Source organism: Acinetobacter brisouii CIP 110357 (genome assembly GCF_000488275.1).
In the GTDB taxonomy this organism is placed as follows: domain Bacteria; phylum Pseudomonadota; class Gammaproteobacteria; order Pseudomonadales; family Moraxellaceae; genus Acinetobacter; species Acinetobacter brisouii.
Genome location: NZ_KI530762.1, coordinates 1,513,432 through 1,525,677 on the forward strand (window position 1 = coordinate 1,513,432; position 12,246 = coordinate 1,525,677).

The 12,246-nt window shown below is 40.1% G+C and carries 16 protein-coding genes; 11 read left to right on the plus strand and 5 right to left on the minus strand.

Annotation, left to right across the window (positions count from 1 at the left end):
- The first annotated feature begins 10 nt into the window (after positions 1-10).
- From P255_RS07210 to P255_RS07220, 3 genes are read left to right on the plus strand one after another with little or no spacing between them, the layout of a single operon-like run.
- Positions 11-361, plus strand: coding sequence for a hypothetical protein (locus tag P255_RS07210; protein WP_004900920.1), 351 nt, complete (start codon positions 11-13; stop codon positions 359-361).
- Positions 362-366: 5 nt separating this feature from the next.
- The gene (locus P255_RS07215) at positions 367-648 is read left to right on the plus strand and encodes a hypothetical protein (RefSeq protein ID WP_004900917.1); all 282 of its coding nucleotides are present in this window, start codon (positions 367-369) and stop codon (positions 646-648) included.
- Between the two features lie 11 nt (positions 649-659).
- A complete protein-coding gene (locus P255_RS07220) occupies positions 660-971 on the plus strand; it encodes a TusE/DsrC/DsvC family sulfur relay protein (protein ID WP_004900913.1) in 312 nt (103 codons plus the stop codon).
- A 43-nt stretch (positions 972-1,014) separates the two neighbouring features.
- On the opposite strand, the gene P255_RS07225 is transcribed toward P255_RS07220, so the two are convergent.
- The 3 genes from P255_RS07225 to P255_RS07235 form a co-directional block, all read right to left on the minus strand.
- Entirely contained in the window at positions 1,015-2,886 is a 1,872-nt protein-coding gene (locus tag P255_RS07225) for a SurA N-terminal domain-containing protein (protein WP_004900911.1), read from the minus strand.
- Positions 2,887-3,016: 130 nt separating this feature from the next.
- Entirely contained in the window at positions 3,017-3,289 is a 273-nt protein-coding gene (locus P255_RS07230) for an HU family DNA-binding protein (protein ID WP_004751847.1), read from the minus strand.
- Positions 3,290-3,439: 150 nt separating this feature from the next.
- The gene (locus P255_RS07235; RefSeq protein ID WP_228127530.1) at positions 3,440-3,868 is read right to left on the minus strand and encodes a phasin family protein; all 429 of its coding nucleotides are present in this window, start codon (positions 3,866-3,868) and stop codon (positions 3,440-3,442) included.
- 223 nt (positions 3,869-4,091) lie between these two features.
- On the opposite strand from P255_RS07235, the gene P255_RS07240 reads away from it, so the two are divergent.
- From P255_RS07240 to fdx, 8 genes are all read left to right on the plus strand, one after another.
- Positions 4,092-4,739 (plus strand): hypothetical protein, encoded by a 648-nt coding sequence (locus P255_RS07240; RefSeq protein WP_004900904.1) that lies wholly within the window; start codon positions 4,092-4,094, stop codon positions 4,737-4,739.
- A gap of 115 nt (positions 4,740-4,854) precedes the next feature.
- Positions 4,855-5,328, plus strand: coding sequence for an Rrf2 family transcriptional regulator (locus P255_RS07245; RefSeq protein ID WP_004900902.1), 474 nt, complete (start codon positions 4,855-4,857; stop codon positions 5,326-5,328).
- A gap of 1 nt (position 5,329) precedes the next feature.
- Positions 5,330-6,547 carry an IscS subfamily cysteine desulfurase gene (locus P255_RS07250; RefSeq protein WP_004900899.1) on the plus strand — a complete coding sequence of 406 codons (1,218 nt, stop codon included), beginning with the start codon at positions 5,330-5,332 and terminating at the stop codon, positions 6,545-6,547.
- A 76-nt stretch (positions 6,548-6,623) separates the two neighbouring features.
- Positions 6,624-7,010, plus strand: a complete 387-nt coding sequence (iscU, locus tag P255_RS07255) for a Fe-S cluster assembly scaffold IscU (RefSeq protein ID WP_004751839.1) — start codon at positions 6,624-6,626, stop codon at positions 7,008-7,010.
- Between the two features lie 31 nt (positions 7,011-7,041).
- Positions 7,042-7,362, plus strand: coding sequence for an iron-sulfur cluster assembly protein IscA (gene iscA / locus P255_RS07260; protein WP_004900896.1), 321 nt, complete (start codon positions 7,042-7,044; stop codon positions 7,360-7,362).
- A gap of 82 nt (positions 7,363-7,444) precedes the next feature.
- A complete protein-coding gene (gene hscB / locus P255_RS07265; RefSeq protein ID WP_004900894.1) occupies positions 7,445-7,960 on the plus strand; it encodes a Fe-S protein assembly co-chaperone HscB in 516 nt (171 codons plus the stop codon).
- 25 nt (positions 7,961-7,985) lie between these two features.
- A complete protein-coding gene (gene hscA, locus P255_RS07270; protein WP_004900892.1) occupies positions 7,986-9,851 on the plus strand; it encodes a Fe-S protein assembly chaperone HscA in 1,866 nt (621 codons plus the stop codon).
- Between the two features lie 8 nt (positions 9,852-9,859).
- Positions 9,860-10,198, plus strand: coding sequence for an ISC system 2Fe-2S type ferredoxin (gene fdx / locus P255_RS07275; protein ID WP_004900890.1), 339 nt, complete (start codon positions 9,860-9,862; stop codon positions 10,196-10,198).
- A gap of 3 nt (positions 10,199-10,201) precedes the next feature.
- Here fdx and P255_RS07280 read toward each other — a convergent pair whose 3' ends face one another.
- Together P255_RS07280 and P255_RS07285 are read right to left on the minus strand one after the other, a co-directional pair.
- Positions 10,202-11,680, minus strand: a complete 1,479-nt coding sequence (locus tag P255_RS07280) for an adenylate/guanylate cyclase domain-containing protein (protein WP_004900888.1) — start codon at positions 11,678-11,680, stop codon at positions 10,202-10,204.
- A 41-nt stretch (positions 11,681-11,721) separates the two neighbouring features.
- Positions 11,722-12,156, minus strand: coding sequence for an HIT domain-containing protein (locus P255_RS07285; RefSeq protein WP_004751830.1), 435 nt, complete (start codon positions 12,154-12,156; stop codon positions 11,722-11,724).
- Positions 12,157-12,246: the final 90 nt, after the last annotated feature.

A 12,246-nucleotide genomic window follows, 5' to 3' on the forward strand; every position in this document is an offset into this window, starting at 1 on the left:
AGGTAGTTCTGTGAAAACTGTTCTTGTTATTTTAACTCAAGCCAATCTAATGCAAGCGCAAAGCAATGAAAGCTTGTCTGCAACCATGGTACTGGCAACATTTGGCTGTGAGGTTAAAGTCTTGCTGAAAGATGCTGCATTAAGCCTCCTCAAAAACGATCTGGCTTTTAACTCGTCGACACATGCCTTCAAACTCGGTTCAAACATGGTAGATAGTTTCGAGTTTTACGACCTCACGCCAATTTATGTGGAACGCCAGCAACAGCAAAATGCTTTTGTCGAACAAAGTGAACATGAAATTGAGTTTATTGAACTCAATCCAGAATTTCTACAAAATTTTGAACACGTGCTTTACTGGTAAATATCATGTCAAATTCAACACTTTTTTTAATTCAGGGCGATTACAGTAAAGCGGCGTCATTACTCACACAGCTACAACAAATGGCCACTCCGCAAGATCAGATTGTCCTCATGGCAGAATCCATTTTACTGTATGCTGAACCTGCTTTAGAGTCTTATACACTCTATATTCTCAAAGCAGATACCGATGTTTTGCCCGAAGTAAAATCTCTCCCTTTAAACATCATTGATTATTCAGAATTTTCCAATCTATTATTGCAACATACCCGCTGCATCAGTTTGAAATAATTGAGAGAGACATGACTTTAGAACTCGACCAAGATGGTCATTTGCTAGATTATCGAATCTGGAATGAGGATATTGCTCAAGAGCTTGCAAACAGTCTAGACATTCAACTCACTGCATGGCATTTTGAAATTTTACATGCAGTTCGCCAATTTTATCAGCAATTTGGGCATTCACCCGCCACTCGCCCTCTGATCAAATATTTAATGAAAAGTGTCAGCCCTGAAATTAATAATGCTGTACTACAACAACAATTCAATACAGGTCTGGTCGCTCGCCATCTGAGTCGTCTTGCTGGTGTTCCCAAACCAGCCAATTGTTTATAAAATTTATCTGCATAAAAAAAGCGCCGAAGCGCTTTTTTTTATTTTATTTGATCTTGGCTTTTGATTTCAGATATTCAACATAATCTGCAAGCTCCTGCTCACTGCGACTTTGCTGATACCAGTTTTGCAATTGCTGCATTTGTTCTGCACTAATCGCTTTTGCATCCATTGGTACAACCTTAGACACAGCAATCACAATCATCTCATTTGGTAAAGTTGTTGTTCCAACTGACCACATCCCTTGTTTTGGCGCTGGCAAAGTGAATGCAATGTTAGACACTTCTTTCTTCAGGCCTTGGCGTGGGAAGATTCCGGCTTTCTCAAATTTAATGCTTGATGACTGAGCCACTACTTGAGCAGCAGGCTGAGTTTTAAAACCATTGAATGCTGCTGCCAAGCGTTGTTTAGCGACCGCCTCTGCTTTTTGATCAAGCACTTTTGCACGAATCGCAGCAGTCGCCTGAGCTAAAGATTGTGTACCAGCAGCATGATAGTTGCGAACTTTAACCCAAACTACACTACCATTTGCCAACTGAATGCTACTCGATGCATTACGATCACCATTTTTCACATCATCATTAAAGAGTTTAGTTTTAACTGTTGTATCACTTAAGTATGGATCTTTCGTCCAGACCGTTACTGCTTTTGCAGATTGTACTTTGGCAGTTTTGATTTGTTGGGTCACAACATCTAAAGCATCATTGCTAATGACAGTGTCATTTAATTTATTGACAGCATCACTAAACGCATTGGCTTTTTTGCTTTTCTCAATATCTGCAACCAATTGTAATTTCACTGCTTCAAGCGATGCAATTTTCGCATTTGGTGTTTTCACTTCAATAATGTGATAACCAAAAGTTGTTTTTACTGGTTGTGAAACCTGATTATCCGCCAGAGTAGCCACAGCGCCATCAAACTCTTTTGAGCCTAACGTACCTGCTTTATAACCATCCAGCAAACCACCTTTATCTTTTGATGTCGGATCTTCAGAATACTGTTTTGCAGCATCTGCAAATGACATACCCGCTTTAATTTTTGCTTCAATATCATTTGCAAGTTTCAATGCAGCAGCATCACCACGATTATCATGACTAATTAAAATATGGCGAACGTCTTTTGCCACATTTTTCTTTTGAGTCGCTACATATTTGCTATATGCCTGCTGAATTTCTGCATCTGTTGGTGCAGCAGTCGATGTATTCATCATGGCTGGTGTTAACACAACATAGTCAACATCAACACTCGCATTTTGTTTAAAACTGCTTTTATGCTTGTTGTAATAGTCTGCAATTTCCTGACTACTTGCAGTTAAACCTTTTTTATACTCATCAAGTTTGACACTTGCCAAATAAATCTCACGCTGCTCAGTTTGGATTGCTGCCAAGCGCTGAATATCGTTTTTGTCGAGTAATGTATAATTAGAAATCGTTCCTGAAAGCATTTTTAATGCCTGATCTTTACGCAAATTTGCAATTAACATTTCTTTGGTCATGCCACTGCTACGCAAATAATTACCAAAAGCCTGATCGCTGAATTTACCATTCACTTGAAATTCAGGTACTTGTGATAACATTGCAACAAACTGCGCATCGCTCAGATTCAAGCCCATTTTCTGTGCTTGTTGAAGCAATAACTGACGAGCAATTAGGGTATCTAGTGCATTATTACGAATCGCATCCATATTGAGTAAAGATGCATCACCTTGAACATATTGCAAATATTGCTGTTGATAAGCTTTCACCAAATCATCAAGATCTTTATTGGTAATGTCTTGACCATTTACTGTTTTAGCTACATCGGTTTTTTTCGATCCACTAAAATATCCTTCAATACCTACTAACGCTAAAGGAGTCAGGAATAACACCAGCAATGCGATGCCCAACCAACCTTTGATCAGTTTACGAAACGATTCCATAAGTATTCCAATATTTTATTTGTGTGCGATTTTAACTGAAATCTATAAATGAATGAACGGATTTGCCTTGTTTATTTCGCCAATTCAATAAAAAACGCGCCTTTAGGCGCGCTTAATTGGCTGTCTTATCTTATGCAACAGCGTCTTTCAAGCCTTTACCTGCTTTAAAGCTAGGTACTTTGCTGGCTTCAATGTGCAATTCTGCACCAGTTTTTGGATTGCGACCTGTACGCGCACTGCGCTCTTTCACGCTAAATGTACCAAAGCCCACTAAAGTTACTGTGTCACCCGCTTTTAACGCTTCAGAGATAGAAGCAATAGTCGCATCCAATGCTTTTCCTGCATCAGTTTTAGACAATCCCCCTTTTGTAGCAATCGCATCAATTAATTCTGATTTATTCATGAAGATTACGTCCTCTTAATTTGGTTGTTAAAGATCCAAGGCTTTCGTATATAACCATACCGCCTTTATAGCAATGCTTGAGGTGAAAAGGCAATACTCATCAAATGCTTTTATAAGATTTTCCCTGCAAAAAACCATGAAAATGCACATTTATTGAGAGCTTTGTGAAAGCTGCTGTCGCAATGCCTGATTTTCTTCAATTAACGTGTCAACTTTACTGTGCAGCGATAGAATCAATTGTTCCAGATGCTGAATGTCTTTACTGGATGCCAATCCCAAGCGATTCAGTGAGGTGTTAACACTCTGATCCAGTATTTTTTCGACTTTGTCTTTGGTTTCATAAACCGATTCTAAAGCTTTATCTGTCACTTTAGTCACAGTCTGATCTGCAAAATCCAAAGTCTTGGCTTCAAGTTCTTCTCCCACTTTGACCAGTGAGTCAAAGAATTTATTGCCCTCTTCTTCAGCACGTGAAAATGCGCCTAATCCTGCCAACCAAATTTGCTGGGTATATTTGCGAAAATCCAAAGCAGTTTTTTGATTCTGCTTATTTTTTTTCACTTGTGGTTCAACTGTCATATCGTCAGATTCATTTTGCTGTTTTATTGTGCTTTTACTCATGCAGCTCCCCCTCTCTTTGTATATCAGCAACTGATTTGTGCATAATCACGCTATAATAACAAAGATATGACTTGAACATTTCTCCAAACTGTTCTACAAAACTACTTCATTTTTTCGACCATTTCATCGTTCGAGGACAATCAATGAAATCTTCAGATTTTCATTGAGGAATTTTGACTTTATGAGTGAATCTCAACAAACACAAGAACAGCCCAAGTTATTGTTGAACTTTGGCATGATTGCACTAGAAACTTTTTACAGCTTCATTTTTAAACATGACGATGTAGTGCAATTACATGCAAAAGAATTCATAGACCAACAGCTCACCGTCAAAGTGAATTGTTATATTCCCTATGTTGACTTTTATGTGCGCTTTACTCGTAAAGGAATTTTGTTCGACATCCAAGCCCCTGACTCACCTGTGGACCTTGAAATTAGTGGCACTGTCTTTAGTTATGTCCAAACTTTAGTCTTAGGTCATAAAAAAAGTGTGCGTGGAATTCGCATGTATGGGCATGACAGCCTTAAAGACCCGTTCCGAGATTTACTCACCCAACTCGCACTTCCAAAACTCGCTTCTGACTGGAAAAAATGGTTATTTCGTTCAGAACCTGACAGCGAAGTTGTTGCCTCAAAGAAACGTATTGCCCCGCTTTTAGAGAAAATTGAATATCAACGTTCTAAAATCAATAGCTTACAAGTTGAAGTTAAACAGTATAAAAACCGTCTACGCCATATAGAAAAAAAGCAACATCGCTTAAATAGTTTTTTTATTACGGTAATTGTCATACTTTTATGTACTTTGCTATATAATAGTTGGGCTGGTTAAAACAGTCATTTAACCCGTTTAAATCCCGTCTATCTTATTCCTATCAAAAAAACTTGACTATTTTAGTCAGGATTCATAAAATTTAGACATCTAGTCTAAACATGTGTATCGAATTATGCGTTTAACCACTCGCGGTCGCTACGCAGTGACTGCTCTACTCGATTTAGCTTTGCAGCCACCTGAACAAACGATCACACTTGCAGAAATTGCAGCACGCCAAACAATTTCAGTCGCTTATCTCGAGCAGTTATTTGCTAAGCTTAAACGTCATGGTTTAGTTTCTAGCGTTCGTGGTGCAAATGGTGGTTACCATTTAGCAAGAAGCGCAAATGAAATTACGATTTTAGAAATTATTGAAGCTGTCAATGAAACAGTAGATGCAACACGTTGTGACCATAAAGGTAATTGTCAAAATGGCGCAATGTGCTTAACTCACGACTTATGGCAAGATCTTTCTCACCATATCGCCGATTATTTAGCAAAAATTTCTTTGGCTGACCTCATTTCACGTGACAACGTTCAAACTGTCGCGATTCGCCAAAACACAGCACCTTATGAGTCAGACCTATTATCGGTTACAGGTATTTAACATGAAACGTCCTATTTATCTTGACTACGCAGCAACAACTCCAGTTGACCCACAAGTTGCTGAACGCATGATGGAATGCTTAACCTTTGATGGTACCTTCGGTAACCCAGCATCGCGCTCACACGCTTACGGGTGGCAAGCAGAAGAAAAAGTAGAGTATGCACGTGAGCAAGTTGCGAATCTTGTTAAAGCTGATCCACGTGAGATTGTATGGACTTCTGGTGCAACCGAATCAGATAACCTTGCTCTTAAAGGCGTTGCTCAGTTCTACGCATCTAAAGGCAAACATATCATTACCAGTAAAATCGAACATAAAGCGGTTTTAGATACGTGTCGTGAGCTTGAAGCAGAAGGCTTTGAAATTACCTATATTGAACCACAACCACAAACAGGCTTGATTACACCTGAAATGGTGGCTGCTGAACTTCGTCCAGATACGATTTTAGTGTCCCTCATGATGGTGAACAATGAAATTGGTACGGTAACAGATATTGCTGCAATTGGTGAATTGACTCGTGCCAACAAAACTTTCTTGCATGTTGATGCTGCTCAAGCTGCAGGCAAGATTGAAATTGACCTGAGTCAAATGAAAGTTGACCTGATGAGTTTCTCTGGTCACAAGATTTATGGTCCTAAAGGGATTGGTGCGCTCTATGTGCGTCGTAGCCCACGTGTTCGCCTAAAAGCACAAATGCACGGTGGCGGCCATGAACGTGGTATGCGTTCTGGTACACTGGCAACCCATCAAATCATAGGTATGGGTGAAGCATTTGAACTTGCAGGTAAAAACCTTCAAGCAGAACAAGCTCGCTTACGTGTACTGCGTGACAAATTATGGAATGGCTTGCAAAGTCTAGAACAAGTTTTCCTAAACGGTCACCCAACATACAATGTTGCCAACTATTTAAACGTCAGCTTTAACTTTGTTGAAGGTGAATCTTTAATGATGGCACTTAAAGATGTTGCTGTTTCAAGCGGTTCTGCATGTACTTCTGCAACACTAGAACCATCTTACGTGTTACGTGCACTAGGTTTGTCTGACGAACTTGCACATAGCTCAATCCGTTTCAGTTTTGGTAAATACACGACTGAAGCCGATATTGATCACGTAATTAGCATTACTCAAGCTGCTGTAGAAAAACTTCGTGAGCTTTCACCGCTTTGGGATATGTACAAAGAAGGCATCGACCTTTCAACAGTTGAATGGGCAGAACATTAATCCTTGCGATTAATGTTTTTACCCCCATATTAAATTAAGGATACTCAGGCTGACCCCCTAGGTTCGGAGAAAGACCATGGCATATAGCGATAAAGTCATTGACCATTATGAAAACCCACGTAACGTTGGCGTACTTGACAAAAATGCAACCAACGTAGGTACAGGTATGGTCGGTGCACCTGCATGTGGCGACGTAATGCGCTTACAAATCCAAGTGAACGATGAAGGTGTAATTGAAGAAGCACGCTTCAAAACTTATGGTTGCGGCTCAGCAATTGCATCAAGTTCACTGGTAACCGAATGGTTAAAAGGTAAAACACTTGATGAAGCGCAAGCGATCAAAAATATTGATATTGCAACAGAACTTGCTTTACCACCTGTAAAGATTCACTGTTCGGTATTGGCAGAAGACGCGATCAAAGCTGCGATTGAAGATTATCGTAGTAAAAAATCAAATGCATAATTGTTTGGTAAGATAAATTCACGGAGTTTTCATGATCCATTTAACTGAAAATGCAGCCACTCATATTAGCAATTACCTGAAAAATCGAGGTAAGGGTGAAGGCATTCGCGTTGGGGTGAAAACTTCAGGCTGCTCAGGTTTAGCGTATGTACTCGAATTTGTAGATGAAATCGATATACATGATCAAATTTTTGAACAGTTTGGCGTAAAAGTTTTTGTTGATCCAAAGAGCTTGGTTTATCTCGAAGGATTAGAAATGGACTATGTTAAAAATGGTCTAAACGAAGGCTTTGAATTTAATAACCCAAACAAAAAAGGTGAATGTGGTTGCGGTGAGTCTTTCACTGTTTAATTCTCCCATTCCCCTTCATTTTCAATAAAACAGTGTATAATTCACTGTTTTATTGACATTTACCTCGTGGAAATTATCCCCCATGAATCATTTTGAGTTGTTCGAATTACCTGTAGCGCTCGATATTGATTTAGCAGCTTTAAAAAATAGCTTTTTAAAATTGCAACAACAATATCACCCTGATAAAGCACAAGATAAAGATCAAGCACTCATCAAATCGAGTGCAATTAATCAAGCCTATAAAGTTCTGTCTCATGTCGACAGCCGCGCTGCTTATTTGCTCTCGCTTAAAAAACAAGATCATGGTCTTGATCAATCGATTCATGATTTTGAATTTTTACAATCAGCACTTGAAATTCGTGAACAACTCGATGAAGCACAAAATCCAGAACAGCTCCACTCTTTAAAAGATGAAGTAAATCAATGGATTGACGGTTTAGTTCGTGAATTTAAAATCGATTATGATGATGAAGACTGGGGTGAAGCACGCGATACTGTACGCAAGTTACGTTTCTTCCAGCGCGTCATGAATGACATTGATAAAGCTGAAGATCAGTTACTTGATGATGAACAGTATGATCTGGATGATGATTTTTAATTTTTATATTCAAGGATTTTAACAGATGGCTCTCTTGCAAATTGCTGAACCTGGTCAGTCAAGTGCGCCTCACGAACACCGTGTTGCGATTGGTATTGATTTAGGCACAACGCACTCTTTGGTTGCCACTGTACGCTCAGGCCAAGCTAAAGTTTTACAAGATGAACATGGTCGGGTGTTATTGCCATCGATTGTGCATTATGCAAAAGAACAAAATGCTTATGGCGAGGAAGCCAAACCATTTGTTACTCGCGATCCTAAAAACACCATTGTTTCAGTCAAACGGTTTATGGGTCGGTCTAAAGCAGATATCAAATTTCAACATCCGTACGAACTGGTTGGCGCAGACAATGAAATGCCTGCATTCCAAACCAATGCTGGACCAAAAACACCTGTTGAAATTTCTGCTGATATTTTAAAGCAACTCAAACTCCGTGCCGAAGACAGTATTCAGCAGCCTATTACAGGCGCTGTGATTACTGTGCCTGCATATTTTGATGAAGCACAACGTCAAGCAACGCGTGATGCCGCTCAGCTTGCAGGCTTAAATGTTTTACGTCTCCTCAATGAACCTACAGCCGCAGCGGTTGCCTATGGTTTAGACCAGGAAACCAATTTATCTACTGACCGTAACTATGTCATTTATGACCTCGGCGGTGGTACATTTGACGTGTCGATTTTGCGCTTCTCGCAAGGCGTGTTTGAAGTTCTTGCCACAGGTGGACATACTGCACTCGGCGGTGATGATCTTGACCGTTTAATCGTAAAATGGGCAAAAAAACAGCTTAATCTCGATGAGCTTGACGATGCTGAACATGCCCACTTTATGGTGACAGCACGTAAAGCCAAAGAACAGCTTTCTGAGCAAGCACAAGTTCAACTGCACTTGCTTGACCAAGTCATCACTTTAAATCGCCCAACATTTGAATCAATTATTCAGGTAGCACTTGAGCGTACCATTACTGTCTGCAAACGTGTACTACGTGATGCCAAACTTGAGCTCAGCGATATTCAGAATGTCGTGCTCGTTGGTGGCTCAACACGTTCATATGCCGTACAAAACGTGGTTGCGGAAGTTTTCCAGCAAGAGCCTTTATGTACCATCAACCCAGATGAAGTGGTAGCAATTGGCGCAGCAATTACTGCGAATCAATTGGTTGGCAATAGCCAAGATGGTTCATTACTGCTTGATGTTACCCCCCTGTCTTTAGGTCTAGAAACCATGGGTGGACTGGTTGAGCGTCTGATTTCACGTAATACCGCCATTCCTGTAGCGCGTCGTCAAGAATTTACGACCTATCAAGATGGTCAAAGTGCCATGTTGATTCATGTGGTACAAGGTGAGCGAGATCTGGTTGAGCACTGCCGTTCTTTAGGTCGATTTGTGCTGCGTGGTATTCCGCCAATGACCGCAGGTCAGGCACGTATTGAAGTGACCTTCCAAGTTGATGCTGATGGTCTTTTGGCTGTATCTGCACGTGAAACTACATCAGGCGTCGAAGCACATATTGATATTAAACCGTCTTACGGTTTATCCGATACCGATATGGAACGCTTACTCCTTGAAGGTTTCCAACATGCCGAAGAAGATAAACAGCTTCGTCACTTGCAAGAAACCAAAGTTGAAGCGCAACGTGAACTTGAAGCGCTGACTCAAGCACTGAAAACAGATGCCAATTTACTCAATGACACCCAGCTCAGTGAGTTGCAGCAAGCTCAGCAAAAACTTGCTGACCAGTTGCAAGGTCAGGATCTCCAAGCCATTGAGCAAGCTGTCAACCAGCTTAAAGTTCACAGTGATGCTTTTGCTGCGTTACGTATGAACCGACACATTGACCATGCCCTCAAAGGCACTAAACTAGATGACTGGTCAAACTCAACTTCTGAATAGGTAAAGATATGCCACGTATTAAAGTTCTTCCGCATGCTCAGATTTGCCCTGAAGGTGCAGAGTTTGAAGTCGAAAATCACAGTAATTTATGTGAAAGCTTACTCAAAAATGGTATCAAGATTGAACATGCTTGTGACATGTCTTGTGCATGCACCACTTGCCATGTAATTGTTCGTCGCGGGTTTGACAGTCTGGAAGAGATGAATGATGTTGAAGCTGACTTGCTTGATCGTGCATGGGGTTTAGAGCCTGATTCACGCTTGTCTTGTCAGGTGAAGGTGGAAAATGAGGATTTGGAAGTTGAAATTCCAAAATACACCATCAACCATGCATCAGAAAATCACTAAGCCTTAGGCTTTATCGGACTCAAAGCCACCGAGCTTTGAGCCCGAATCTTGCACTTCATCACGCGTATCTAAACGCGCAATTCCCTGCTCTGTCGTCAAGTCATGCTGGGTTTGAATACGCTCTTTCATTTGTTCCAAGACATCAAGCAACTGCTGATATTCATAGTGCTGCACTTCATCCAGATTTAACAACAGATGAAAGCCTTTGTATTCATAGTCAAACCATTGCTGTAGATCGGAACGAATTCCTGTGTATTTATCAATAACTTGCCAAGTTTTTATTGGCTCACTCAACCCTTTAAGCTGCATCAGTTCTTTCGGAACGCAAACAAATTCATCTTTGACTAAACGATAAGTTTCATCAGCAATCAAAATTTCGTCTGGATGTGCTGCTGCCTGTAAACGTGCTGCCAAGTTGACATCATGACCAATCAGCGTATATGACATTCGATAGTCTGAGCCGTAATTTCCAACGTGGCAATAACCAGTACTCACCCCCATACGAATGTGCAACTCAGGAAAGCCCATTTTTAGCCAGCGTTCACGCAGTACATGCATTTGCTGACGCATGGTAATTGCCATTTCTATACAATGTTTGGCATCTTGCTCTACACCTCGCGATTGTGGATCACCAAAGAAAATCAGCATACCATCGCCAATAAACTTATCTAAGGTGCCCTCATAACGCTTGGCAATTTCAGCCATATGACTCAGGTAGTCATTTAAGACAAATGCCAGATCATCTGGAATCAGTTTTTCAGCCAATTGAGTAAAACCAATCACGTCTGAAAAAAACACGGTCATTTTTTTACGCTTATAATCAATTTTCGCTTGAGTATCACCACGCATAATTGATTGCCATAACTGCAACGGCGCATAACGACTGAGCTGATTGGAAAACTGAATATAACGGTTCATCTGTTCCTGATAATAATCTTTGGTTGTTATCAGGTTTTTTAATGCTTTCTTATTAAAATAATTGGTTACGCCAAAGCAGGCACAAAAACAGATAAAACTATAAATAGTCAAATAAATACTGGCATCTTCAAAATAATTTTCAAATCCAAAAAATAAAAAAGCACTGACATAAAAAGTCATGACAGCACATAGAAAGCCAAGACTGTAGCCAACAAAAGAAATTTTATTGAATGAAGTTGATAAATACCAAAACGATGCGAGTATTAAGCCACTAAAAACGAAAGATAAATGTACCGCCGATAAAGCTACCGCTATGACACACGAGTCCAGAACAAAAACAATTTGTTTAATTTGGTGGCGCGTAAATTTATGTTTTGTAAGTGTAAATATACAAAGTATTGCAACAAAAACAGCTGCTGAAAAAATGCTAACCACATAATGCTGAAATTGTAGAGGCATCGGAAAATAGTAGAGTAACACACCAAACGAAAGCATGAGATAAGCAATGAATCTATACACACTTTCCAGCACAAACTTATTATTTACATTCCGCTCAAATGGCACCTTTGCCCCACCTCTAAGCAACATTATGTGGATAAATGAAATTAGTCCATTCGCCAGTCAAATGGCATTTCACCCTGACCACGTAGTGCCAGCATTAATGTCTGACGCATATGTGCCAATACATCGTTGCTATATGGCACTGCAGGTAAACCCCAAACAGGTTTTGGCCAAGCAACATCATTTTGATAACGTACAATATGATGAAAATGTAGTTGCGGTACCATGTTACCCAATGCTGCCACATTCATTTTATCGGCGCGGAATACACGTGATAGCTGACTCGATAACCAGCTTGACTCGCGCAGGAACTGTTCCTGATCGGCTTGGCTGAGTTCATACAGTTCGGTAATTCCTGGTACACGAGGAACCAAAATTAACCAAGGAAATTGCATATCGTTCATTAAACGACAAGTTGATAATGGAAAATCACCAACCAAAAAAGTATCTTGCGCAAGTTGCGGATGTAAACTAAACATATCTTTATAAATGGTAAAAATAACGAAAAGTGGTTTTATACTAACATATCCATCCTGACATGAATATGAACGGATTGTGCTTTATCGCTC